This is a genomic window from Reyranella sp. CPCC 100927 (assembly GCF_007859315.1).
Lineage (GTDB): Bacteria > Pseudomonadota > Alphaproteobacteria > Reyranellales > Reyranellaceae > Vineibacter.
In genome coordinates this window covers 1-23,275 of sequence record NZ_VOHA01000034.1, presented here as the reverse complement: position 1 = coordinate 23,275, position 23,275 = coordinate 1, and the positions used below count along the sequence as shown (strand labels likewise).

Genomic DNA, 23,275 nt, shown 5'->3' with positions numbered 1-23,275 from the left:
ACCGCACGACGGGCGGTAGCGCTCCGCACACGGAAAACCGCAGTGTCCGAACCGCCGACACCGCGGACCCGACGGCGCATGGCGGTCATGCTGTTGACAAGCTTTCGACGCGCGACGGATAGTCGGGCCTTCGTCGGTTGAGCCCAACGACAACAAGAATCGATTGGGAGGGACTCATGAGCCAACGAATGCTCGCGAGAGCCATGACTCTCGCAGCCGGATTGTTTGTTGCCGTCGCGTTGCCGCTGGGTGCCCAGGATCAGAAGGGTACTCTCGTGTTCGCCGTTGAAACCCTCGGCGCGCAAACACTCGATCCGATCCTGGAAGGACGGCCTGGCAACGCCGTCTATCAGGCGGTGATGTACGATTCCCTGGTCGGCTTCAACGTCGAGAAGGGCGGCCTCGGACCCGGTGTTGCCGAACGCTGGGAGCTGGCCCCCGACGGCATGGCGTGGACCTTCTACCTCCGGCCTAGCCAGAAGTTTCACAACGGCGATCCGCTGACGGCGCACGACGTGAAGTTCAGCCTCGAGCGCCAGATGGGGCCCGGTTCGCTGGCCGCCGCGGCGGCGACCATGCGGCGGACCATCAAGAGCATCGAGGTGATCGACGATCTGACAGTGAAGGTCCATACCACCAGTCCGCAGATCGGCTTGCCGGCCGGGCTGTCGCGGGCAGTGGCCCCCGAAGGCGCCATCATGCCCAAGGCCTACATCGAGAAAGTGGGCGAGGAGGAGTTCCGGCGCAAGCCGGTCGGCAGCGGTCCCTGGAAGTTCGTACGCAACGTGCCCGGCGATCGCATCGAGTTCGCGGCGGTGAGCACACCGCACTGGCGCGGCACGCCGCATTTCAAGGAGCTGCATATCCTGCTGGTGCCGGAGGAGAGCACGCGCGTATCGATGGTGCGCACCGGCGAAGCGGCGATCGCCTCGATCGGCCCCGAAGCTATGCTCAGCGCCTCGCGCGCCGGCCTGGAGGTTCTGTCGGTGCCGGCCACGATGCAGGCGGTCTTCCAGTTCTGGGGCACGTACAAACCGGAACTCAAGGATTCGCCCATCGCCAAGGTCCGTGTCCGCCAGGCCCTGTCGTTGGCGATCGACCGCAAGCAGCTGATCGAGCACCTCATGAACGGCAAGGCGCGACTGCCGCATCCGTTCGCTGCCTTCGCCTATACCGACTACTACAGCGCCGACCGGTGGGAGAGATGGGCGGCCGAGGCGTATCGTTACGATCCGGTGCTGGCCAAGAAGATCCTCGCCGAGGAGGGATATCCCAACGGCTTCGAGCTGAAGTTCGCCAACACCGCATTGCCGGGCACGCAGTTCATGGTCGATATCGGCACCGCAATTGCCGACATGTGGACCAAGATCGGCGTGAAGGTCACGTTGAAGCACTATGAATGGGGTTCCTTCGCACCGCTGGAACGCGGCGACCAGGCGCCACTGATCGGCTGGGCGTCGATGTACCGCACGGCAGGTCGTCCCGACGCGCAGTGGCGTTACAACGGCGCCTTCTCGCCGGACAGCACGCAGCGCCTGCTGGGCGACAAGGACACGTGCCTGGAGACCTGCCAGGAGTTCGTGAAGACCTATCGCGCGCTTCTGGACGAACGTGATCCGAACAAGCGCACCGTGCTGACGGATCGCATGGTCGAGCTGGTGGCGAATTCGTGGACGGTCGTCCCGCTCATCGAAGGCATGGGCTACTACGCGATCAACACGAAGAAGGTCGGGCGGTTTACCGCCATCGCGGGCCGCCATGAACTCGGTGACGTGTTCGAGCGCATTCCTCGTCCGGAGCAGGTGCCCTGGAAGAAGTGAAGGGTGCGGGCGTGGCCTGCCTTTCCGTCGTCCTGAGCGCAGCGAAGGACCTTGCGGTGCTTCCAACAACGAGGACCCCACTGGTGAGTCACCAACGCCGCCCAACGCTGAACCACCCACCGCAAGGTCCTTCGCTTCGCTCAGGACGACGGTGTGGCGCCACAAGCGATTGCCGGCCATGAAACGCTACATCGCGCGTCGCTTGATGCAGGGCGTGGTGTTGCTCTGCCTGGTGGCCGCGATCGTGTTCTTCCTGGGCCGGCTCACCGGCAATCCCGTCGACCTGATGCTGCCCGAGGATGCCACGCCCGAGGATCGCGCGGCACTGATCCGCACGCTGGGCCTCGACGGGTCGATCCTGGATCAGTTCCTGATCTTTGTCGGCAACGCCGTCCAGGGCGACCTCGGCATGTCGATCCGCATGAAGCAGCCGGCCGTCGAGGCCTTCTTCGATCGGCTTCCCAACACGCTGGTAATCATCCCCTGGGCATTGCTGCTGGCCATGGCGCTCGGCATACCGCTGGGCGTGGTGGCGGCGCTCCATCGCGGAGGCCTGCTTGATCGCGCGGCCGGCGCCGTGGCCGTGCTCGGCGTCGCGATGCCGAGTTTCTGGCTCGGTGTGCTGCTGATCTTCGTTTTCAGCGTCGAGCTGGGCTGGCTGCCGTCCGGGCGCATGGGCGGTCCGGCCCACTACGTTCTGCCGGTGGTGACGCTGGGCATGTTCCTCGTGGCCGGCTTCATGCGCATCACCCGCTCCGCCATGCTGGAAGTGATGGAGAGCGAGTTCGTCAAACTGGCCCGCATCAAGGGACTGAGCGAAGGCGTGGTGATCTGGAAACACTGCCTGCGCAACGCCCTCATCCCGGTGCTGACCTTGTGGGGCGTGTTCGTCGGCAACCTGATCACCGGCGCCATCGTGACCGAGACGGTGTTTGCCTGGCCCGGCATCGGACGGCTGACCTACGAGGCCGTGATCTATCGCGACTTCCCCCTCTTGCAGGCGGTGATCATCCTCAAGTCGATCCTGATCCTCGTCATCAACCTGGGCGTCGACATTCTCTATGCCTATGTCGACCCGCGCATCCGGCTGGCGTGAGGGGGAGGGGCGGACATGATCGACACACTGTCATCCCGAGCGCAGCGCGGGATCTTTTGGAAAGGGCGCCCGGCGCGTCTGCGTCAAAGGATCCCTCGCTACGCTCGGGATGACAGACGCACGCTACCCGTCAGGGGGCGCTGATGTCCGCCGTTGAACGTCCGCATGCCGATGCGCTGCCGGTTCCGGCGTCGAGCCGCCGCGTGTGGCGTGCGCTGCTGTGGCCAGGCAAGAGCAGCGCCGCCGGCGCGCAACGGCCCCACCGCGTACCGTGGGTGCCGATCGTCATCATCTCCGTGATTGTCATCATGGCGATCTTCGCGCCGCTGCTGTCACCCCACTCGCCGATCGATCAGACCCTGCGTGACAAGCTGCTGCCACCGGTCTGGATGGAGGGTGGCAGCGACAAGTACCTCCTGGGCACCGATGCCTTCGGGCGCGACATCCTGAGCCGTCTCATCCATGGCGCCCGGGTCAGCCTCATCGTGGCGCTGCTCGCCCTGACCGCGGGCGGCGGCGTCGGCCTGGTCATCGGAATCGTCGCGGGCTACGTCGGCGGCCTCGTCGACACGGTGCTGATGCGCCTGGTCGACGCCGCCTTCACCTTCCCGGCGATCCTGTTCGCGTTGCTGCTGGCCGTCACGATGGGCCAGGGCCTGGGCACACTGGTGATCGCCATCAGCCTGCTGCTGTGGGCGAGCTTCGCACGCGTCATCCGCGGCGAGGTGCTGGCCCTGCGGCAGCGCGATTTCGTGGCACTGGCCAAGGTGCGCGGCTGCTCGGCGCCACGCATCATGCTGACGCACATTCTGCCCAATGTGTTCAACACCTTCATGGTGCTGGTCACGCTGAACATCGGTGTTGTGATCATCGCCGAGGCTTCGCTGAGCTTCCTCGGTGCCGGCATCCCGCCGCCGACGCCGACGTGGGGCCTGATGATCGCCGAAGGACGCGGCCGCATTGCCGACGCCTGGTGGGTGGCCTTGATCCCGGGCATCGCCATCACGTTGCTGGTGCTGTCGGTCAACCTGTTCGGCGATTGGCTGCGCGACCGGCTCGATCCGAGGCTGCGGCAGCTATGAGCGGCGAGGCCCTCCTGGAGGTTCGCGACCTTCACACGCACTTCTTCCTGCGCCGTGGCGTGGTGAAGGCGGTCGACGGCGTGAGCTTCACCCTGCGGCGTGGCGAAGTACTGGGCCTGGTGGGCGAATCGGGCTGCGGCAAGAGCCTCACCGCGCTGTCGCTGATGCGCCTGCTGCCCAGAAGCGGCGCACGCACCATCAAAGGCGAGGTGCTGTTGCAGGGCGAGGACATCCTGAAGCGCACGCCGGCACAGATGCGCGAGATCCGCGGCCGGCGGATCTCGATGATCCTGCAGGATCCGCAGACCTCCCTCAATCCGGTATTCTCCATCGGCGACCAGTTGTGCGAAGCGTTCCGGCGACAGGCCGGCACCCGTCCGGCCGAGCGCGTGCGGGAAGCCGTCGCGGCGCTGCGCCGCGTCGACATCGCGGCGCCGGAGCAGCGCATCGGCCAGTACCCGCACCAGATGAGCGGCGGCATGAAGCAGCGCGTGGTGGGCGCGATCGCCATCAGCGGCGAACCGCAGGTGCTGATCGCGGACGAACCGACGACGGCGCTCGATGCCACGATCCAGCTGCAGTACCTGAAGCTGCTCAAGCGCCTGCAGCGGCAGACCGGCATGGCGATCCTGTTCATCACCCATGACTTCGGTGTCGTGGCGCGCATGTGCGACCGGGTGGCGGTGATGTACGCCGGCCGCATCGTCGAATGTGGCCCGGTGCGGCGGATCTTCGAGGCACCGGCGCATCCCTACACACGGGCATTGATCGCCTCGGTGCCCGCCATGAGTGGCCCGGCCGGACGGCTCACCACCATCGAGGGCCAGCCGCCGTCGCTGATGGACCTGCCGGATGGCTGCCGCTTTGCGGCGCGTTGCGCCTATGCCGAGCCGCGGTGCCGCGACGCCTATCCTGGCATGGTCCGGATCGGCGACGACCATACCGCGGATTGCTGGAGGCTCGCGGCCGCATGATCGGCGAACTGGCCCCGGCCGACGAGACATCTCCACCGCGCCACGACGGGCCGCTGCTGCGCGTCGAGAGGCTGCGCAAGCATTTCGAACTGACCAGAGGGATCCTGTTCACCCAGACGCTCGGCCATATCAAAGCGGTCGACGATGTCTCTTTCGCCATCCGCGCCGGCGAGACGTTGGGCCTGGTCGGCGAGTCGGGCTGCGGCAAGACCACGACGTCGCGGATGATCCTCAACCTCGAAACGCCGACCGACGGCGAAGTCCTGCTGGAGGGCCAACCGATCCACGGCCTGCAGGGTGCGGCCTTGCGTGCCTTCCGCGCCAAGGTGCAGGCGGTGTTCCAGGATCCCTGGTCGTCACTCGATCCGCGCATGACGGTTGGCCGCACCATTGCCGAATCGCTGATCGTCAACGCCTGGGGCGATCGGGCAAGCATCGCCGAGCGGGTGCGCGCGCTGCTGATGCAGGTCGGCTTGCGCCCCGAGCAGGCGCAGCAGTATCCGCACGAATTCAGCGGCGGACAACGCCAGCGCGTGGCGCTTGCCGCGGCACTCGCCCCGCGGCCGCAGCTGATCGTGCTTGATGAGCCGGTATCGGCGCTCGACGTCTCGATCCGTGCCCAGATGATGAACCTGCTGAAGGACATCCAGGCGCAGGACAACGTCGCCTATCTCCTGGTGGCGCACGATCTCGCCACCGTGCGCCACATGGCCGACCACACGGTGGTGATGTATCTCGGCAAGATCGTCGAGCAGGCCCCGACGGCGGTCCTGTTCGAGGATGTTCGCCACCCCTACACCAAGGCCCTGTTCTCTGCCGTCCTGCTGGCGCGCCCGGGCCAGCAGGACGAGGAGATCGAGCTGGCGGGCGAGGTACCCTCGCCGCTCAACCTGCCGACCGGCTGCCGGTTCCACACGCGTTGCCCCCACGTCATGCCGCGCTGCTCGCGGCAGGAGCCGCCGCTGCGCGAGGTCTCGCCGGGCCACGCCGTGGCCTGTCACTTGTTCGATGGCGATTAGCCACCCTGTCATCCCGAGCGCAGCGAGGGATCTTGTCGTCCGAGCGCACGGTGCGCCTGCGTCAGAAGATCCCTCGCTGCGCTCGCGATGACGGTGTGATCGAGGAGAGGTCCGACATGTCGCAACCCTTTGGCCCCCTGCAAGGCGTCAGGGTCGTCTCCTGCTCCACCGCGCAGGCGGGCACCGTGCCCTACATGCTGATGGCGGATCTCGGCGCCGATGTGATCAAGATCGAGGTCCCGGAGGGCGGCGACTCCTCACGGCGCATGACGGTGCTGCCGGGCATGCCCAGCACTTTCTTCGAGACCAACAATCGCGGCGTGAAGAGCGTGACCCTGAACCTCAAGACGTCGGAAGGCCGCGAGATCCTGCACAGGCTCGTGGCCCGCGCCGACATCTTCGGCCAGAACTTCCGGCCGGGCGCGGCCGAGAAGAACGGCTTCGGCTACGAGGAACTGCGCAAGATCAATCCCAAGCTGGTCTATGTCTCGATCTCGGGTTACGGCACCAAAGGACCGCACGCGGACCTGCCGGGCACCGATTCGATGGCCCAGGCGCTGGGCGGCATCGCCGAGGCCTACTCCATGCCGGGCCAGAAGCTGCGCACCGGCGTCGTGTCGGTTGCCGACGAGACCTGCGCGATCCTGGCTTTCGGCGGCGCACTGGCAGCGCTCACCCATGCGCGCAGCACCGGCGTCGGCCAGAAGATCGATTTGTCGCTGCTGGGTGGACAGATCCGCCTGATGGGCTGGACGCTCACCACGACGATGTGGCGCAACCGTAATCCCGTCACCGGCCAGGCCCGCATCACCGGCACGGCCCAGCGACCGGGTATCAGCGCCAGCTTCAACGATCGCGACGGCAAACCGCTTGTCTTCCAGCTCACCGGACCGGAGAACTGGCACACGGCCATGGCGGCGCTGGGGTTCTATCCACGGCTGAAGGCCGCCGGCTTCGAGCATCTCGGCGTGATCATCGATAACGAGGCCCGGTGCACCGCGCTACTGGCGCTGCTCGACGAACTCTTCGCCACCGGGCCGCGCGAGGACTGGGTGGCAAAGCTGCGCGGCGCCGACATTGTGTCGGCACCGATCAACACGCTGCTCGAGGCATCCAACGATCCCGACGTGCTCGCCAACGGCTACATCACGGAAGTGGACTACCCCCAGCATGGCAAGCGCCTGAAGGTGCACGGAACGCCCTGGCAATTCTCCGAGACGCCGGCCAAGCCCGGCATCGCGCCGGACCTGGGCGAACACAACGACGCGGTGCTGGCAGACCTGGGCTACAGCGCCGCCGAGATCGCGGGCCTGCGGACGCGGAAGATCATTTGAGATTTCACGTCATCTCGAGGGGGTTGTGATTTTTCTACCTTCCCCCGCTTGCGGGGGAAGGTGCCCGAAGGGCGGATGGGGGCTCTTGCGGCAGCATTGGCGTTTGATGGCGAGCGTCATTTCCGTTGAAGCGCCCCCCATCCGGCGCTGCGCGCCACCTTCCCCCGCGAGCGGGGGAAGGTAAAAATCACATGCTCTGAGCGCAGCGACCCGACTACGCCTTCACCTGCTCGCCCAGCCACTCGATCGCGGCCTGGGTGCCGCCCTTGCCGTGCGGGATACCGAGCGCGCTGAGGCCGACCTCGACGACGCCCAAGGTGCCCAGCACCATGGGTGCGTTGACGTGGCCCATGTGAGCGATACGGATGCCCTTGCCCGAGAGCTCGCCGATGCCCTGGCCCAGCACGACGCCGCATTTCTGGCTGCAGTAGGTGCGCAGCGCCTCCGGATCGTGGCCGCCGTTCATCAGCACCGTGGTGACGGTGTTGCAGCGCTCGTTGGGCTCGATGATGTTGAAGCCCATCGCCTGGCCTTCGGCCCAGATGCCGATGGCACGACGCACCGCTTCGGCCAGCAGGGAGTGGCGCCGGAACGCGTTCTCCAGGCCCTCCTCGAACAGCAGGTCGAGCGCCTGGCGCAGGCCGAACAGTAGATGCTCGGGCGGCGTGCCGGCATATTTCTGGTAGTGGACATCGCCTTCGCGATCGGTCCAGTCCCAGTAGGGCGTGCGCAGCCCGGCCTTCTTGTGGACCTCGCGCGCGCGGTTATTGGCGGCGACGAAGCTCAATCCCGGCGGCGTCATCAGGCCCTTCTGCGAGCCCGACATCGCCACGTCGACACGCCAGGCATCCATGTCGAACGGCATGCAGCCCAGCGACGCCACCGTATCGACCATCAGCAGCGCGTCATGCCCTGCCGCGCGCATCGCCTGGCCGATCGCCTCGATATCGTTCACCACGCCCGAGGCGGTGTCGATCTGCGCCACCAGCACGGCCTTGATGGTGCCGCCCTTGTCGGCCTTCAGCCGCGCCTCGACCTCGGCCGGGCGCACGGCGCGGCGCATGTCGCCCTTCAGCACCTCGACCTCGACGCCCATGCGGCGCGCGGCCTCGCCCCAGCCGATGGCGAAGCGGCCGCTTTCCAGCACCAGGATCCTGTCGCCCTTGGACAGCACGTTGGTCAGCGCCGCTTCCCACGCACCATGGCCGTTGGCGATATAGATGTAGGTGCGGCCCTGGGTGTTGAACACGCGGGCGATGTCGCGCAGCAAGCTGTCGGTCAGCGCCACCAGCGGGCCGGTGTAGATGTCCACGGCCGGGCGATGCATGGCCCGCAGCACCTCGTCGGGCACGTTGGTCGGACCGGGGATCGCCAGGAACTCACGCCCTGCACGCACGCTCATCTGATTTCCTCCGCGCTCGCGAACGCCTTTGATGGCTCAGGTATTCCATGCCTGAGAAGAATCATGCGCATCGGTTGTCGTGCCGGCGATCGCCGTGATGCGCGCGCCGCGGAGACTAAGGCCGATTGCGATCGAGGGGAACCGGTGCACAGGGGCCCCCGAGGCATCAATTTTTCTGTGGCTACGGCAAATGTTCCTCAGCCTAGAGCAAACGCTTGCCAAAATCGGGCTGAATCGAAACCATCGGTAGCGACGCGGTCACTGGGTAACGTCGGCGGGGGAGCTGAGGGCATGAACCGCATCACGCGCCGGGCCGTCCTGGCCACGGCCTCGATCCTGCCCTGGGCGGCTGCCGCCCAGGCACGCTTTCCTGACCGCCCGATCCGCCTGATCATCCCATGGGCGGCCGGCGGTCCTGCCGATGCCGGCTTTCGCATCCTCGCGGAGTCGGTCGCCCGCAAATTGGGACAGTCCATCATCGTCGAGAACAAGTCGGGTGCCTCAGGCATCCTGGGTGCGATGGCGCTGCAGGACGCCAAGCCCGACGGCTACGTGATCTCGCAGATGCATATGAGCGTGCTGCGCCAGCCGCTGCTGAACAAGCTCACGTACCATCCGATCAACGACCTGACCTATATCCTGCAGATCACCGGCTTCGTGATGGGCGTGGTGGTGCGCGCGGACGCACCGTGGCGGACGCTGCCCGATCTGCTGGCGCATGCCCGCGCCCACCCCGGCAAGCTGAACTACGGCACCCTGGGCATCGGCTCGACCCAGCACCTCGCCATGGAGCGTGTCGCCATCGCCCAGGGCCTGAGCTGGACGCACGCGCCCTATCGCGGCACGGCCGACACCTTACGGGCGCTGCTGGGCGGCGAGATCGACTTCGCCTCGGAGTCCTCGGGCTGGGCGCCGATGGTGCGGGCTGGCCAGTTGCGGCTGCTGGCGGTGTTCACCGCCAACCGGGCCGCCCGCTTCCCCGACGCGCCCACCGTGCGCGAACTCGGCATCGACGTCACCGTCGACAGTCCTGGCGGGCTGATCGGACCGCGCGGCATGGACCCCGCCGTCGTGCGCATCCTGGCCGACGCCTTCCGCGCTGCAGCGCAGGAACCCGAGCATCTGAAATTCCTCGAGGCCATGGACCAGCCGCTGCTGCTGCTGGACGGCCCGGCCTACCGCGACGCCATGCTGCGGACATTGGACGAGGAGCGCGACCTGCTGCGCCGGCTGAAGCTGATACCGGAATAACGCCAGTATCTGGAACCGCCGGTCGCTGATACACCTGTCGTCCCGAGCGCCCCTTCGGCGGGCTCAGGAGAGGGATCCAGGAACGGCGCCTGGATCCCTCTCCTGAGCCCGCCGAAGGGGCGCTCGGGACGACAGGTGCGTGGTGAAGGAGAACGCGTGACATGCCCGGCAGAGCGCCAACGCGCACCCGCGCATCGACGGCAGCAGGCAAGCCCGACCCCCGACGTGAGATCCACGAATTCATCACCTTGCGCGATGCGCTGCGCTACGCGGTGAGCACGTTCCGGGCGGCCGGCCTTCACTTCGGTCACGGCACGTCGACGGCACTCGACGAGGCTGCGTTCCTGATCCTGGAAAGCCTTCACCTGCCGATCGATGATTTCAACGCCTTCGCCGACGCGCGGCTGACGGCGCGCGAGCGGACGCTGCTGGGCGAACGCATTGCGCTGCGCGTCGACCAGCGCCTGCCGGCGGCATACCTGACCGGACGCGCCTATCTCGGCGGTGTCCCGTTCCGTTGCGACAAGCGGGCGCTGGTGCCGCGTTCCTACATCGCCGAACTGCTGCGATCCGCTCTGTTTGACGGCTCGGACGACGGCACGGGCCTGGTGGCCGATCCTCAGGCGCTGGGTTCCGTGCTCGACCTGTGCACCGGCGGCGGGTCGCTCGCGATCCTCGCCGCCTATGCCTTTCCCAACGCCACCGTGGACGCGGTCGATCTCTCGGCGGAGGCGCTGGCACTGGCGGCGGAGAATGTCAGCGATCACGGCCTGGAAGACCGTGTCCGGCTGATCGAGGGTGACCTCTTCGCGCCCCTCGCCGGACGGCGCTACGACCTCATCCTCACCAACCCGCCCTATGTCGGCCGCGCGGTCATGGAGCGACTGCCGCCGGAATACCGGCACGAACCGGCGATGGCGCTGGCCTCAGGCGAGGACGGCTTCGATCTGGTGCACCGCATCCTCGCGGCGGCAGCGGATCACCTTGAGCCTGACGGCGGACTGTTATGCGAGATCGGCGAGGATCGCGACATCCTGGAGGCGGCCTATCCGCGCACGCCCTTCCTCTGGCTGGACACCGCGCGCAGCGACGGCGAGGTGTTCTGGCTGACGTCGCGCGAGCTCCAGACAATATCGGCACGGTCCACGGACAAGCCTCGCTCCAGGAAGCGCGCCACCTGAGGCCGGATCACACCGGCATCGTCACAATTTGACCCTGACTCTGCCGCAGACCTACCGCACCGTCGCGTCATCCACGGGGCGGTGGCCAGCGGAGATGGACGCGATGACCCAGCCCGACGACAGTCTGGCATCAGTGCTTTTTCACCGCGACACCGCCCTGGGACCGTTGATGGCCGTGGCCGGGATCGTCGTCCTCGCCGCGGCGTGGGCCGTGTTTTCGCCCGCGGTCGTTCTGTCGACGGAGATGACCTGGGATCTGCTGTTCAACCTGGCCGGCGCCTGGCATCTGCACGCCGGCCACGTGCCGCATGTCGATTTCCATGAGGCCGTCGGTCAGCTCACGTTCTTCCTGACCTACATCGGCTACCTGACGGTGGGCGCTTCGCCACAGGCGCTGCTGGTCGGCGTCGGCATTGCCGCGGCTGTTGTCTTCGCGTGCGCGACGCTCGCCGCCTGGCGCCGCCTGCCGCTGATCCCCGCGGTGCTGTTCGTCGTCTTCGTCTGCCTTCTGGTGCTGCGCCCCGCCAATGTCGGCGACTCGCCCAACGCCTATTCCTTTGCCATGAGCTACAACCGCTACGGCTGGGCGGGCATCAGCATCATCGGGCTGATCCTGTTCCTGCCGCCACGCCGCAGCGGCTGGACAGATGTCGCCGACATGGTCGTGGTCGCGGCGCTGACGGCAGCGCTCTTCTATCTGAAGGTGACGTACTTCGTGGTCGCGGGCGCCAGCATTGTTGTCGCCCTGGCGGTCTCGCCGCATGTGTCGGCGCGCTGGCGCGGCTGGGCGGCTGTCTGCGTGCTGGGCATCGCCCTGATCCTGGCACCGTTCAATCGGCTCTATCTCGTGGACCTGATGGCCACGGTGCAGGCCGGCGTCGTGCGCGACGACGTCTCCTTCTACTTCAACGACGTCGCCGAGAACGCGGCCGAATACGCGCCTTACGTCGCGGCCGCGGGCATCGCGTTGTGGCTGTGGTGGCGCGGCACGGTGCGCCTGGCCGTGCCGGTCGCCACGGCCTTCCTGCTGCTGGCCGGCCTGGGGCTGCTGTCACAGAATTCGCAGTCGCACAGCGTACCGCTCGCCGTCGTGATCGCCTTCCTGCTCTATCAGGCGCTGCAGCGCCAGCAAACCTCGACGGCGCTGCTGGGCGCACTGCTGTTGTTTCCCCTCGCCGCGATCGTCAGTTCCACCGTCAGCATCGCGGGCTACCACGCCAGGACCGAAGCCGGGAACCTCAAGGTCGTCGAGGCCACCAACCTGCGCGGGCTCGCGGTGCCGGCCGAGCCCGACGGCGTGATCGCGGCCTTCGCTGGAGGCCGTGGCGGTCCCCGCCTGCTCAACCGGGCGCGTGCGGTGCGGCCGCGCTACGAGCTGTCACCGTTCGAGTATGTGCAGACCCTGGAGGAAGCCGCCGCACTGCTGCGCGACAACGGCCTCGCCACCGGCAAGATCGCGGTTTTCGACCAGGTCGATCCACTGCCCTTCATGCTCGGGCTCGAGCCGCCGCGCGGCGGCAATCTGTGGTCCGGCATGGGGGCGCCGACATTGCCGGCCGAAACCTACCTGGCCGAGGTCGATCGCGTCCTCATTCCCAAGTTCGCGACCAACGTCGCCTGGACGCAAACGGCGCAGGCGACGTATGCCGGCTATCTCGATGCGCATTTCGAGCGGCGCCTGGAAGGGCGCAGCTGGATTGTCCTCACACGCCGGCGCCGGTAACCGCGCCGGTTCGCTACGGTCCTGCTCCCACCCGCTTGCCCGTCGAGACCCGCTGCCGTCCACTGGGCTCATCCAGCGGCATCAGGGTGCACTCCGGCGCCGACACCCAGCCGACCCGCAGCAAGGTATCGAAGAAAACCGTCTGGCCGGGCACGATGTCGACGGCCTGCGCCGACGTGTCAGCCTCGCCGCAGGTGATGCGATGCTGGCCGGGCGCCACATCCAGCCGCACGTAGTCGTCACGGCGCAGTGACGCCACGGGCTGGCCGTCGAGCTTGACGGGCGCCACGCCCAGGAAAACCGGATCACGGCCACGCAGGATGTAGATCGCGCCGCCGCTGGGGTTGGGCTCGAAGCGCTCGAGCGTTGCAGACGGCGGCTCCTGGGGCACGCAGGCGGCCAGACCCGCGGCCACGCCCAGCGCCACGACAACCTTCTTCATCAGGGCAATCCTCCCGATCCAGGGGACCACGGGACACCAGTGATGGCCGTCAAGCGTGGAAAGATTGTGGCGCTGGGCGGCTGTTTGCCGGCGATTGGGTGCACGCCGCTGCGAATGGCCATTCCTCACAAATTACTGTTAGTAGTTTTTTATATTACTAATGGTAATATACCACCATGTGATGCCAACCGCACGCCGATATCCGCTGCAAAAGCGGCAGGAGAAAAGTCATGACGAACGTGAAACCGGACACGATGCAGGCCGCCGTCATCGACGGATTCGGCGGCGCCGAGATGATCACATTGCGGACGGTACCCGTACCCGCGGTCGGGCCCGAGGACATCCTGATCCGGGTCGAGGTGGCCGGCGTGGCGTCGTGGGACGTCGACGAGCGCGAGGGACGCTACGACGGCGCCTTCGGCTTCGCCTCCACGTTTCCCTATATCCTCGGCTGGGACGGCGCCGGCACCGTCGCGGCCGTGGGGGCGAATGTCCGTCGCTTCAAGGACGGTGATCGCGTGTATGCCGCCTCGATGCCGCTGCCCCGGGGCGGTTTCTACGCCCAGTACGCGGTCGTGGCGGAAGACCATGTCGCACCGGTCCCCGACGCGCTGACGATGGCGCAGGCCGGCGTCATGCCGTGGGACGCGTTGACCGCGCTGAGCGGCCTGGACGCACTCGCCCTCAAATCGGGCGACACGCTGATGGTCTTCGGCGCCAGCGGCGGTATCGGACACATGGCCGTCCAATTGGCCAAACGCCATGCCGTGCGCGTGCTGGCGGTGGCGTCAGGGGATGACGGCGTGGCGCTGGCCAGGGACCTCGGGGCCGACGCCGTCGTCGACGGCCGCAAGGACGACGTGGTGGCCGCGGCCCACGCCTTCGCGCCCGACGGTCGCGACGCCGCCCTCTTCACCGCCGGCGGCGCGATCGCCGATCGGGCGACAACGGCCGTGCGGGACGGCGGCCGGGTCGCCTGCCCTCATGGTGTGATGCCCCAGCCGCAGGTCCGGGCCGGCGTACCGCTGCACCTCTACAACGGCGATCGCAGCACCGCGGCAACCACACGGCTCAACGGCCTGATCGCCTCGGGTCCTTTCACGGTCCATGTCGCCCGCACGTTCGCGCTCGAGCAGATCGTCGAAGCGCACCGGGTCCTCGACACCCACTTCGTCGGCAAGCTGGCGCTGCGTCTGCCTTGAGCGAACAGCCCATGCCGCAAGCGGCTCACGTCGCCGGTCACACGTGGTTGACATGACAGCCGCGTGTCGCCAAGCATCGCGCCCGCGATGCATCCCTCGATCCTCAGCGACTGGCAGGACCTGAAACTCTCTTTCACCCATCCGCGCACGGGCTGGCACCCCGACGGCATGGTGCTGGAGCTGACACCGGAGGACGGCGCGCGGCCGGCGATCCTGATCACGTTCGCGATCATCGCCGTTGTCGTCTTCGGACTGATCGCCCTGGTGTTCGGGCTGGCGGACATCTTCGACTGGCTGTTTGCCCTGCTGGCGGCGGCCGCTCCCGCGGGGGTGCCGCTGGCGTGGTGGATCCTGCCCCGGCGGTTGAAGGCGACGATCACCAACGGCAACGTCGAGGTCGAGGAGCGCCTTCTGGGCATCCTGCCCTGGCGCTGGCGCGAAGACCTGGCGTCCTATCGCGGGCTCTACGCGTTTGCCCACACGCGCACCCACGAGGAACGCGTGAACAATTCCGGCGCCTGGCGCGACGCCAACGATACGTCGTGGCGCCCGGTCCTGCGGCGCAAGACCACCACCGGCTGGCTGTTCCTGCTCCACCCGCGGCGGCGGCGCACGCTGCCGCTGCTGCGAACGACAGGCGGCCCGCCGCCCGACTGGCGGGTCACCCAGATCGCCGAGCGCCTGGGCCAGCCGATCCTCGACAAGCCGTAGTACACCGAGCGCTGCCCGTACTGGAACTTCCGGCAAGCGCGTGGCTTGACTCGATGCTATAATGCTAGCAATCTAGCAAGCATGGCTGACGACGACGTGAAGCAATTCAACGTGTATCTGCCGGTGGGGTTGATCCGGCGGGTCAAGCATCACGCGATCGAAGCAGAATTGTCGCTCTCGGCGCTCGTGGCCGAGGCGCTGCACGCCTACCTCGACGCGCAGCAGCCTCAGCGGCGATCGTCGCGCAAGGAGAAATGATATGACCACCGCAGGCATCGAGGCCGTGTTCCTGACAACACACAACTGGGGCAAGGCCGCCAAGTTTTTCCAGGCACTGGGTTTTACGCTCGAATTCGAGACCGATCACAATTCCGGCCAGTTGCGCAACGGCAGCGGGCCTTATCTCTTCATCGCCGAGGTGCCGGCCAGCCAGAAACCCGAGGCGCACGCGGTGCTGACGGTGCCGGACGAAGCCGCCTTCCAGCCCCGGCCCATCGTCGATGCGGTGACGCCGTTCGAAGACACGCATTGGGGAACGCGGGAGATGACCGTGCGTGATCCCGACGGGCGCATCTGGCGGCTTCAGGCGCCGGGCAAGGCGAAGACCTGAGGGTTGCGCTCGTGAGCGACAGGCACGATGCGGCACCTGACAGCACGGCCGCGCGCGTCGCCCTCTGGCGTGCTCTGCATGTCGAGATCGATGCGCCGCCGCACGTGCTGGAAGACACGATCGGCCTCACGCTGCTGGCGCCTGGTCCGGACTGGCGCCAGCGCGGGGACATGAATCCGCAGTTCACGCGGTCGTTCCGCGCCTCAATCGTGGCCCGTGCCCGCTTCATCGAAGATCATGTCGCGGCACAGGCCGGCTGCGGCGTCGGTCAATACGTCATCCTCGGCGCCGGCCTCGACAGCTTCGCCCAGCGGCGGCCCGACATCGCGTCCCGCCTCACGGTGTTCGAGATCGACCAGCCCGGCCCCCAGGCCTGGAAGCGCCAACGGCTGGCCGACCTCGGTTTCGGCGTCCCCGACTGGTTGCGGCTGGTGCCTGTCGATTTCGAGGCCGATGGCGCATGGTGGGACCGGCTCGTCGGCAGCGGCTTCGACACACACAAGCCCGCGGTCGTGGTCTCCACCGGCGTCAGCATGTATCTCACAACGGAAGCCATCACGGCCACCTTGCGCCAGATGGCGGCACTGGCGCCTGGATCGACGTTCGTCATGTCATTTCTGCTGCCGCTGGAACTGGCGGATCCCGACGTTCGCCCAGGGCTCGAGATGGCGGCCAAAGGCGCCCGCGCGAGCGGAACGCCCTTCATCAGCTTCTTCACGCCGGCGGACATGATCCACCTGGCGCGCGACGCCGGCTTCAAGGATGTCGAGCATGTATCGGCCGCGTGGCTGACCCGGCGCTACTTTGCGGACAGGACCGACGGCCTGCGCCCGCCCCTCAATGCGGAGGAGCTGGTCGTAGCGCGCACGTCGTGAACGGCGAGACGCAGCCGGCTAGTAGGACCGCGTGCCTTCCTTGCGCTCGACGATCTCGACCTTGCCGTCGGCGCCGATCTTCACGGTGTAGTTCAGCACGTCCTTGCGGCCTTCCTGGGCGATCTGCACGGTGAAGGTCGTGGTCGAGTTCTGCACGATGGAGCTGATCCCGCCACCGCCGCGCTGGGTGTAGGTCTTGGCCACGTCGGCAAGGATAGCCTGGTAGACGCAGATCGACTGTTGTACCGGGTCCATGGTGCACGTCCTCGGTTGTTGGGCATCGGCTTTGCCCGGCATCAGCAGGTACGGCCCCATGGCCAGTACCGCGGCAAGAGCGATAACGCCCACGCGCCTGTGTGGTTTCATGCGTTCTTCCATCAGAGCGGTCGCTTGGGGCGCGCGGTGATCATCGTTCCCGCCCTCAACTCCGCCTCCGTCCTCGGGTAGTGCCGTTGCATCTTCGCCGGCCATACCGACGTGATCGACGCGACGGGCATGGACAAGGAAACACGGCCCAGGGCGAGCAGCAAGGGGTTCCCCATCGCCGCCATCATCAGCTCTTCCAGCGCGAAGGCACGCAGCGCTTCGCGCCAGGGATAGGCATTCTCCAGCCGCAGCTGCATGCCCGAGCCCATCACCGCCAGCTTGTCGGCGTCGGCAACGCCGTAGCACATGCCGGCGTTGGTATCGCCCGCCGCCGGGCAATGGGGCTTGCCGACGTCGACGTGATCGAGGCCGAGCAGATGGCCGACCTCGTGCACATGGGCCCGCTGCATCACCTTCTTGCCGGCGCTGGTCGTGGCCTTCTTGACGCTGTTCGTGTCCTTGCTGTCATACAGCGTGGAGTGCGAACCGAACCAGCTCTCGCTCGGGTCCAGGCGCACGACGTCGATCGTGTGATGGTTGCCGGCCACCGTCGATTCGTTCCCGACCAGCTTGAACCGGCACCACACGTTCGGATAGTAGGTGGCCGTTCCCTTCGTAAAGGGAAAGCTGCCGGAATCGTTGATCAGCCAGAACTTGCCGGTCCAGAACGCCTCGGCCGACGAGACGAAGTTCGTCTTCCAGTTCGTCCACGAGGTGGCCGTCCACTTGATGATCTTGCGCGTCGGCTCGGTCGCGTCACCATAGTCATGGTAGGTCCCCTTGTCCGCGCCGCCTGAGGGGTTGATCTGCTTGAACCCCATGCGCAGCGTCAACGTCAGCTCCGCATTGTTGTAGGGATCGCAACAATCGGTATTCAGCTCGGCATCGAACTTCGCGAAACTGATCTTCTTTTTCATCCTGGGCCCCCTGCGACTTTCCCAGTGTACAAAAAATGAGTGATTGATCAATATCAATATTGAGAAAATTGGCACGCGAACAAATGCCGGAGCCAAGCCGGGGGAAGGACTGTACGGAAGGTGATTTGGTGGACGGACGCGGGCGCGGCGCCGTGACGGTAGCCGTCCTCAACGCGACAGCGGCGGTCGATCAAATCCGTCGCGCGGATTCGCGATCGCCGGCTTCACGGCATCGTCGTTGTGAGGGCTGGTGCCGCCCGCCTCACACGATGGTGGACAGAAGGCGCGCCGGACCGGTGTCGTGCGACTTGATCCGCCCGTTCCACCGGCCGGGCGCGTCGGGCCGGATCATCGGCGCCTGGTTCACCGCGTAGGCTGTGTGCAGCTTCCACTGGACGCTGTTGTCCGGAACCCGCTTGAGAACCAGACGCACGTTCTTCATCGAGATCGCCTGGACATGCAGGTAGTCGAGAAGATCGGACAGGTTGGGGAAGCGCGTTTGCATCTTGGCCACGAGGTAGGCCGGGATCTCGGTGCCTTTGGCCTTGGCCTGCCGGTACACCATCTCATCGTGCAGCGAGACCGTCTTGCCCTTGAGGATCTTGCCCCCTTCCAGGTAGTCCTTGAACGCCGTTTCGAACTCATCCCGTGATCGTTTCGGCTTGCTCTGATCGCGCACGAAACTGATGCCGCAGATCTCGAACGGCGGATGGACGATGATTTCGATGTACTTGTACTTGCACCACGTCCTCGCCTCACGGGCACCGTGCCCGGTGATCATCTCAGCCCACATCCCGGATCTCAGATCGGCTGTTCGCGTCACAGCCGCGTTGATCGCGGCAACCTCCACTTCGGGGTTCAGGAAGGCACCCACACTGTCCGCTTCGGCGTAGCGTATGTTCCGCGTGCGGCCCGGCGCCGTCACCGTGTCGCCGCCGGACGTGTCCCACTGCAGGATCGTGCCGCGAACGCCGGTCAGGGCAAAGGGTTGGTCCGGCGTCTCGCTGGTCATCAGGCGGACCAGCTGTGCTTCCCAACCGGTCTGATAGCCGTGGCGTGAGATGGTGTGGAAAGCCGTCTGTTTGGCGCCTTTGCTGATCTCCTTGGCAAGAAGCTTCTCGTGGGTGCGGAAGGCTTTCGCCTTCTGTCCGATCAAGCGTTCGAGCGCAGCCTTCTCTTCTGCCGTGATCATGGTCTCAGCTCCCCTCTGCCTACCGGGAGTCGTACCAGTCCGTCACCGTTCCCTCCATTATCCCAACCGGCAAGATGATCCGTTTTGGTCCCAAAACCGGATCGATCTGCCCACCATCAGCGGGCGCGCGTCAGCCGGATGTTGTTCGTCGCCCCGGCAGCGCCGAACGGTATTCCCGCAACAACGACGATGAGATCGCCGGCATTGGCGAGCGCCTCGGCGACCACGAGACGGGCCGCGCGATCGACCATCTCTTCGTAGGACCGGACGCCTTCGGCATGCAGGCTGTGGGCACCCCAGAACAGGCACAGCCGGTGCGCGACGCGTTCGGATGGCGTGACAGCCAGGATGGGCACGCCCGGCCGCTTGCGCGCCACGCGCGCTGCCGTAACGCCGCGTTCGGTGAAGGCCACCAGCGCCGCGACCGGCAGCGCGGTTGCGATGTCGGCCGCCGCCGCCGAGACCGCGTGCGCCGGGGTGTCCTCGAGCAACGGCTCGGCGGCGCGCACCAATGCCGGATAGAGCTTGTGCCGCTCGGTCTGGCGGATGATGCGATCCATCATCGATACCGCTTCAGCGGGATACCGGCCGGTCGCCGACTCGGCGGACAGCATCACCGCATCAGCGCCTTCATAGATGGCGGCCGCGACATCGGCGGCTTCCGCCCGCGTCGGGCCTGCGGCCGCCACCATCGAGTCGAGCATCTGCGTCGCCACGATGACCGGCTTGCCGGCCCGACGGCAGTCGAAAACCAGCTCCTTCTGCCGGCCCGGCACCTCTTCGCTCGGGATCTCCACGCCGAGATCGCCGCGGGCGACCATGATGGCATCCGACAGGGCGATGATGTCGCTGATCCGCGCCAGCGCCGCCGGCTTTTCGATCTTGGCGATCAAGCCGGCGCGGTCGCCGATCGCCGCCCTGGCCTCGATGATATCGGACGGTGTCTGGACGAAGGACAGCGCGATCCAGTCGACCCCGAGGTCGAGGCCGAACGCCAGATCCTCCCTGTCCTTGGCGGTGAGCGGCGACAGACTGAGAACGGTGTCGGGCAGGTTCACGCCCTTGCGGCTCGCGACCGTGCCGCCGGTCACCACCCGTGCATCGAAATGGTCATGGTCGAGGCGCTCGACGATGCAGCGCACGCGCCCATCATCGATCAGAACCTGGTTCCCCGGCGCGATCGCAGCGAACACCTCAGGATGCGGAAGCGGCAGGCCGTGTCGCGGATCACCCGCCGCCGCGTGATGGAAGCGGATGATGTCGCCGGCGCGTACCGCGTACGTGCCGCCCTCGAGCAGGCCCAATCGGATCTTCGGTCCCTGCAGGTCCTGGAGAACCCCGATCGGCCGCGACACTTCCCGCTCGAGCTGCCGGATCGCGTGATAGGCACCGGCGTGCGTCTCGCGCGATCCGTGACTGAAGTTCAGGCGGAACGTATCGGCGCCAGCCAGGAAGAGAGCCCTCAGCATGTCGGGATGCTGACTGGCCGGGCCGACCGTGGCGACGATCTTCGCATTGCGCCGACGCCGAACCATCATGCTCACGACATGCCCCCTTCCCCATCAAACAGATGCGGTGATCAACGATCGACGGCCGTCGGAACGCGCAGCAGGAGTAGACCTGACCCGAGGACCGCGATTGCAATGACGTAGAGCGCCGGGTTCGTGCTCTGGGTCGCGTCCTTGATCAGGCCGACGAGATACGGGCTGACGAAACCCGCCAGGTTTCCCACCGAATTGATGATGGCAAGACCGCCGGCGGCCGCCAGGCCGCCGAGGAAAGCCGTGGGCAGCGACCAGAACAGGACCAGCGCCGTCAGCGTTCCCATCGTGGCCAGCGTCAGGCAGGCGATGGCGATCGCGGGATTGCCGGCGAAGGCGGCCGATCCGACGAGTCCGATCGTTCCCAACACGATCGGCACGGCGACATGGAGCCGCCGCCGGCGTGATGCGTCGGCCGAACGCCCCATGGCGATCATGAAGATCGTGGCGGCGAGATAGGGAATGGCGGTCATCACGCCGATCATGGTGCCGGACGAGAAGCCCGAGCCCTTGACGATCGTGGGCAGCCAGAAGGTCATGCCGTAGACGCCCATCTGGATGCCGAAGTAGAGCAGGCAGAGCAGCCATACCCGGCCATCCGAAAGGGCCGCCTTGAGCGAATGCGAATCCTGCTTCGCCGTTTCGGCCGCGAGATCCGCCTCGATCGAATCGATTTCCGGCCGCGTGAGCCAGCGCGCCTGCGCCGGCTTGTCGGCCAGACTGAAGAACAGGATCACGCCCAGGATGCACGACGGCAGCGCCTCGATCACGAACAGCCACTGCCAGGCCGCAAAACCGTGAACGCCTTGGAACGAGTCCAGGATGTAGCCCGACAGCGGGCTGCCGAGCAGGCCGGAGACGGGGATCGCGGCCATGAACATGGACACGATCCGCCCACGCCGCTCGGCCGGATACCAGTAGGTCAGGTAGAGGATGATGCCCGGGAAGAAGCCGGCTTCCGCGACACCCAGCAGGAAGCGCAGGATGTAGAACATCGCCGGCGTCGTGACGAACGCCATGGCCGCGGAAATCAGCCCCCAGCTGATCATGATGCGCGAGATCCAGCGGCGCGCGCCGACGCGATGCATGATCAGGTTGCTGGGCAGTTCGAAGAAGAAGTAGCCGATGAAGAAGATCCCGGCGCCCAGGCCGTAGACCGCCTCGCTGAACTGCAGGTCCGACAGCATGTGCAGCTTGGCGAAGCCGACATTGACCCGGTCCAGGTAGGCGAAGAAGTAGCAGACGAACAGGAACGGAATGATCCGCAGCGTCGCCTTGCGGTATCCGCTCGTGCGCACTGACTCCGCGCCGGATGCATCGGCGCGCGGCAAGGCAGTCTCCAAAGTCATGCTCGTTTCCTCATGTCTTGACGGTTTGTTGGACGGCGTGTCGGCTCGACGTCAGGTGCCCTTCTCGACGAGGATCGCCCTGAAATCGTTGACGTTGGTTCTCGTCGGGCCCGTGACGACAAGGTCGCCGATGGCGGCGAACGCCGCATGCGAGTCGTTGCGTGCCAGTCGATCCCCGGGATCGATGGCGGCGGCTCTCATGCGCCGCAGCGTGCTCGGCGTCAGGATCGCTCCGGCGTTGTCCTCGCTGCCGTCGATCCCATCGGTATCGGCGGCGATCGCCGCGACGGCCGGATGCCCGTCGAGCGCCACGGCGAGCGCGAGCAGGAATTCGGTGTTGCGCCCGCCGCGCCCCTGTCCGCGAACCGACACCGTCGTTTCGCCGCCGGAGATGATGGCGCAGGGCGCCGCCGCCGGCTGACCGAAGCGCGCGCAGTGCCAGGCGATGCCGGCGTGCTCGCGGGCGACGTCGCGTGCCTCGCCCTCGATGGAATCGCCGAGGATCAGGGGTCGATACCCTGCGCCTTCGGCGACCGACGCCGCCGCCTCGAGTGCGGCCTGTGGCGTCGCGACGAGCACATGGCGCACATGCGCAAAGACGGAATCGCTTGGCTTCGGCGTTTCGGACCGGGGATCGTTCAAGTGGTCGAGGACGGCCGGCGGCACCGCGAGCGCGTATTTCGCCAGGATCGCGCACGCATCGTGGCGCGTGGTCGGATCACCCACGGTGGGCCCCGAGGCGATGGTCGACAGGTCGTCGTTGGGGACATCCGATATGATGAGCGACACCACGCGGGCCGGAAACGCCGCGGCGGCCAGGCGGCCGCCCTTGATCAGCGACAGGTGCTTGCGCACGCAGTTGATCTCGCCGATCGCGGCCCCGCTGCGCAGGAGCGCGGCGTTGAGCGCCTGCTTGTCGGCAAACGGGACGGCGGGCGCCGGTACGGACAGCAGCGCCGAGCCGCCGCCCGACAGGAGGCACAGAACGAGGTCGTCCGCGGTGAGGCCCCGAACCAGGCCGAGGAGTCGCTCGGCGGCACGCCGCCCGGCGTCGCCCGGCACGGGATGCGCCGCCTCCACCACCTCGATGCGCGCGCACGGCTGGCCGTGCCCGTAGCGCGTGACGACGAGGCCCGAGAGGTCCGCCGGCCAGTGCGCCTCGACCGCGGCGGCCATGGCGGAGCTCAG

General features: G+C 66.8%; 23 protein-coding genes. 15 read left to right on the top strand and 8 right to left on the bottom strand.

Annotated features, from left to right (window positions below; all coding sequences use genetic code 11):
* Positions 1 to 176: 176 nt before the first annotated feature.
* The 6 genes from FQU96_RS39555 (at position 177) to FQU96_RS39530 (ending at position 7,325) form a co-directional block, all read left to right on the top strand.
* Positions 177 to 1,820 (top strand): ABC transporter substrate-binding protein, encoded by a 1,644-nt coding sequence (locus FQU96_RS39555; protein WP_146546943.1) that lies wholly within the window; start codon positions 177 to 179, stop codon positions 1,818 to 1,820.
* 178 nt (positions 1,821 to 1,998) lie between these two features.
* Complete coding sequence (locus tag FQU96_RS39550; protein ID WP_178131097.1) at positions 1,999 to 2,916, top strand: ABC transporter permease; 918 nt, start codon at positions 1,999 to 2,001, stop codon at positions 2,914 to 2,916.
* A 143-nt stretch (positions 2,917 to 3,059) separates the two neighbouring features.
* On the top strand, positions 3,060 to 3,998 hold the full coding sequence (locus FQU96_RS39545) for an ABC transporter permease (protein ID WP_146546941.1): 939 nt from the start codon (positions 3,060 to 3,062) through the stop codon (positions 3,996 to 3,998).
* The gene (locus tag FQU96_RS39540) at positions 3,995 to 4,972 is read left to right on the top strand and encodes an ABC transporter ATP-binding protein (RefSeq protein WP_146546940.1); all 978 of its coding nucleotides are present in this window, start codon (positions 3,995 to 3,997) and stop codon (positions 4,970 to 4,972) included. The genes FQU96_RS39545 and FQU96_RS39540 overlap by 4 nt, the downstream gene beginning before the upstream one ends.
* On the top strand, positions 4,969 to 5,991 hold the full coding sequence (locus FQU96_RS39535) for an ABC transporter ATP-binding protein (RefSeq protein ID WP_146546939.1): 1,023 nt from the start codon (positions 4,969 to 4,971) through the stop codon (positions 5,989 to 5,991). Before FQU96_RS39540 ends, FQU96_RS39535 begins: the two co-directional genes overlap by 4 nt.
* 116 nt (positions 5,992 to 6,107) lie before the next feature.
* Entirely contained in the window at positions 6,108 to 7,325 is a 1,218-nt protein-coding gene (locus FQU96_RS39530) for a CaiB/BaiF CoA-transferase family protein (RefSeq protein ID WP_146546938.1), read from the top strand.
* A 214-nt stretch (positions 7,326 to 7,539) separates the two neighbouring features.
* Here the strand turns inward: FQU96_RS39530 and FQU96_RS39525 are convergent, their stop codons facing one another.
* Positions 7,540 to 8,727, bottom strand: coding sequence for an alanine--glyoxylate aminotransferase family protein (locus tag FQU96_RS39525; protein ID WP_146546937.1), 1,188 nt, complete (start codon positions 8,725 to 8,727; stop codon positions 7,540 to 7,542).
* Positions 8,728 to 9,018: 291 nt separating this feature from the next.
* On the opposite strand from FQU96_RS39525, the gene FQU96_RS39520 reads away from it, so the two are divergent.
* The 3 genes from FQU96_RS39520 to FQU96_RS39510 all read left to right on the top strand — a co-directional run bounded on the left by FQU96_RS39520 (position 9,019) and on the right by FQU96_RS39510 (position 12,882).
* The gene (locus tag FQU96_RS39520) at positions 9,019 to 9,978 is read left to right on the top strand and encodes a tripartite tricarboxylate transporter substrate binding protein (protein ID WP_178131095.1); all 960 of its coding nucleotides are present in this window, start codon (positions 9,019 to 9,021) and stop codon (positions 9,976 to 9,978) included.
* Positions 9,979 to 10,139: 161 nt separating this feature from the next.
* Entirely contained in the window at positions 10,140 to 11,159 is a 1,020-nt protein-coding gene (gene prmB, locus FQU96_RS39515; protein WP_146546935.1) for a 50S ribosomal protein L3 N(5)-glutamine methyltransferase, read from the top strand.
* A gap of 103 nt (positions 11,160 to 11,262) precedes the next feature.
* Positions 11,263 to 12,882, top strand: coding sequence for a hypothetical protein (locus FQU96_RS39510; RefSeq protein WP_146546934.1), 1,620 nt, complete (start codon positions 11,263 to 11,265; stop codon positions 12,880 to 12,882).
* A 13-nt stretch (positions 12,883 to 12,895) separates the two neighbouring features.
* On the opposite strand, the gene FQU96_RS39505 is transcribed toward FQU96_RS39510, so the two are convergent.
* Entirely contained in the window at positions 12,896 to 13,324 is a 429-nt protein-coding gene (locus FQU96_RS39505; protein ID WP_146546933.1) for a hypothetical protein, read from the bottom strand.
* A 42-nt stretch (positions 13,325 to 13,366) separates the two neighbouring features.
* Between FQU96_RS39505 and FQU96_RS39500 the strand changes: the two genes are divergently transcribed.
* The 6 genes from FQU96_RS39500 to FQU96_RS39475 all read left to right on the top strand — a co-directional run bounded on the left by FQU96_RS39500 (position 13,367) and on the right by FQU96_RS39475 (position 16,722).
* Positions 13,367 to 13,558, top strand: a complete 192-nt coding sequence (locus tag FQU96_RS39500; RefSeq protein WP_146546932.1) for a hypothetical protein — start codon at positions 13,367 to 13,369, stop codon at positions 13,556 to 13,558.
* Entirely contained in the window at positions 13,555 to 14,526 is a 972-nt protein-coding gene (locus FQU96_RS39495; protein ID WP_218575060.1) for an NADP-dependent oxidoreductase, read from the top strand. The genes FQU96_RS39500 and FQU96_RS39495 overlap by 4 nt, the downstream gene beginning before the upstream one ends.
* Positions 14,527 to 14,589: 63 nt before the next feature.
* Positions 14,590 to 15,237, top strand: a complete 648-nt coding sequence (locus FQU96_RS39490) for a hypothetical protein (RefSeq protein ID WP_146546931.1) — start codon at positions 14,590 to 14,592, stop codon at positions 15,235 to 15,237.
* 81 nt (positions 15,238 to 15,318) lie between these two features.
* Positions 15,319 to 15,495, top strand: coding sequence for a ribbon-helix-helix protein, CopG family (locus FQU96_RS39485; protein ID WP_146546930.1), 177 nt, complete (start codon positions 15,319 to 15,321; stop codon positions 15,493 to 15,495).
* A gap of 1 nt (position 15,496) precedes the next feature.
* Positions 15,497 to 15,847, top strand: coding sequence for a VOC family protein (locus tag FQU96_RS39480; RefSeq protein WP_146546929.1), 351 nt, complete (start codon positions 15,497 to 15,499; stop codon positions 15,845 to 15,847).
* 11 nt (positions 15,848 to 15,858) lie between these two features.
* The gene (locus FQU96_RS39475) at positions 15,859 to 16,722 is read left to right on the top strand and encodes a class I SAM-dependent methyltransferase (protein WP_146546928.1); all 864 of its coding nucleotides are present in this window, start codon (positions 15,859 to 15,861) and stop codon (positions 16,720 to 16,722) included.
* A gap of 18 nt (positions 16,723 to 16,740) precedes the next feature.
* Here FQU96_RS39475 and FQU96_RS39470 read toward each other — a convergent pair whose 3' ends face one another.
* The 6 genes from FQU96_RS39470 to FQU96_RS39445 all read right to left on the bottom strand — a co-directional run.
* Positions 16,741 to 17,088, bottom strand: coding sequence for a hypothetical protein (locus tag FQU96_RS39470; protein ID WP_146546927.1), 348 nt, complete (start codon positions 17,086 to 17,088; stop codon positions 16,741 to 16,743).
* An 11-nt stretch (positions 17,089 to 17,099) separates the two neighbouring features.
* Complete coding sequence (locus FQU96_RS39465) at positions 17,100 to 18,005, bottom strand: hypothetical protein (RefSeq protein ID WP_146546926.1); 906 nt, start codon at positions 18,003 to 18,005, stop codon at positions 17,100 to 17,102.
* Between the two features lie 262 nt (positions 18,006 to 18,267).
* A complete protein-coding gene (locus FQU96_RS39460; RefSeq protein ID WP_146546925.1) occupies positions 18,268 to 19,197 on the bottom strand; it encodes a hypothetical protein in 930 nt (309 codons plus the stop codon).
* A 116-nt stretch (positions 19,198 to 19,313) separates the two neighbouring features.
* Complete coding sequence (gene pyk / locus FQU96_RS39455) at positions 19,314 to 20,735, bottom strand: pyruvate kinase (protein ID WP_146546973.1); 1,422 nt, start codon at positions 20,733 to 20,735, stop codon at positions 19,314 to 19,316.
* Between the two features lie 41 nt (positions 20,736 to 20,776).
* On the bottom strand, positions 20,777 to 22,087 hold the full coding sequence (locus FQU96_RS39450; protein WP_146546924.1) for an MFS transporter: 1,311 nt from the start codon (positions 22,085 to 22,087) through the stop codon (positions 20,777 to 20,779).
* 51 nt (positions 22,088 to 22,138) lie between these two features.
* A partial coding sequence (locus tag FQU96_RS39445; RefSeq protein WP_255468848.1) for a glycerate kinase occupies positions 22,139 to 23,275 on the bottom strand: 1,137 nt, incomplete at its 5' end.

Excerpts from the sequence above, each read along its gene's own strand:
- FQU96_RS39550 (WP_178131097.1), top strand. The coding sequence starts at position 1,999 with ATGAAACGCTACATCGCGCGTCGCTTGATGCAGGGCGTGGTGTTGCTC.
- pyk (WP_146546973.1), bottom strand. The coding sequence starts at position 20,735 with ATGATGGTTCGGCGTCGGCGCAATGCGAAGATCGTCGCCACGGTCGGC.
- FQU96_RS39470 (WP_146546927.1), bottom strand. The coding sequence starts at position 17,088 with ATGAAACCACACAGGCGCGTGGGCGTTATCGCTCTTGCCGCGGTACTG.
- FQU96_RS39555 (WP_146546943.1), top strand. The coding sequence starts at position 177 with ATGAGCCAACGAATGCTCGCGAGAGCCATGACTCTCGCAGCCGGATTG.
- FQU96_RS39450 (WP_146546924.1), bottom strand. The coding sequence starts at position 22,087 with ATGACTTTGGAGACTGCCTTGCCGCGCGCCGATGCATCCGGCGCGGAG.
- FQU96_RS39465 (WP_146546926.1), bottom strand. The coding sequence starts at position 18,005 with ATGAAAAAGAAGATCAGTTTCGCGAAGTTCGATGCCGAGCTGAATACC.
- FQU96_RS39485 (WP_146546930.1), top strand. The coding sequence starts at position 15,319 with ATGGCTGACGACGACGTGAAGCAATTCAACGTGTATCTGCCGGTGGGG.
- FQU96_RS39540 (WP_146546940.1), top strand. The coding sequence starts at position 3,995 with ATGAGCGGCGAGGCCCTCCTGGAGGTTCGCGACCTTCACACGCACTTC.
- FQU96_RS39505 (WP_146546933.1), bottom strand. The coding sequence starts at position 13,324 with ATGAAGAAGGTTGTCGTGGCGCTGGGCGTGGCCGCGGGTCTGGCCGCC.
- FQU96_RS39495 (WP_218575060.1), top strand. The coding sequence starts at position 13,555 with ATGACGAACGTGAAACCGGACACGATGCAGGCCGCCGTCATCGACGGA.
- FQU96_RS39500 (WP_146546932.1), top strand. The coding sequence starts at position 13,367 with ATGGCCGTCAAGCGTGGAAAGATTGTGGCGCTGGGCGGCTGTTTGCCG.
- FQU96_RS39460 (WP_146546925.1), bottom strand. The coding sequence starts at position 19,197 with ATGATCACGGCAGAAGAGAAGGCTGCGCTCGAACGCTTGATCGGACAG.
- FQU96_RS39525 (WP_146546937.1), bottom strand. The coding sequence starts at position 8,727 with ATGAGCGTGCGTGCAGGGCGTGAGTTCCTGGCGATCCCCGGTCCGACC.
- FQU96_RS39530 (WP_146546938.1), top strand. The coding sequence starts at position 6,108 with ATGTCGCAACCCTTTGGCCCCCTGCAAGGCGTCAGGGTCGTCTCCTGC.
- FQU96_RS39520 (WP_178131095.1), top strand. The coding sequence starts at position 9,019 with ATGAACCGCATCACGCGCCGGGCCGTCCTGGCCACGGCCTCGATCCTG.
- FQU96_RS39545 (WP_146546941.1), top strand. The coding sequence starts at position 3,060 with ATGTCCGCCGTTGAACGTCCGCATGCCGATGCGCTGCCGGTTCCGGCG.
- FQU96_RS39535 (WP_146546939.1), top strand. The coding sequence starts at position 4,969 with ATGATCGGCGAACTGGCCCCGGCCGACGAGACATCTCCACCGCGCCAC.
- prmB (WP_146546935.1), top strand. The coding sequence starts at position 10,140 with ATGCCCGGCAGAGCGCCAACGCGCACCCGCGCATCGACGGCAGCAGGC.
- FQU96_RS39480 (WP_146546929.1), top strand. The coding sequence starts at position 15,497 with ATGACCACCGCAGGCATCGAGGCCGTGTTCCTGACAACACACAACTGG.
- FQU96_RS39510 (WP_146546934.1), top strand. The coding sequence starts at position 11,263 with ATGACCCAGCCCGACGACAGTCTGGCATCAGTGCTTTTTCACCGCGAC.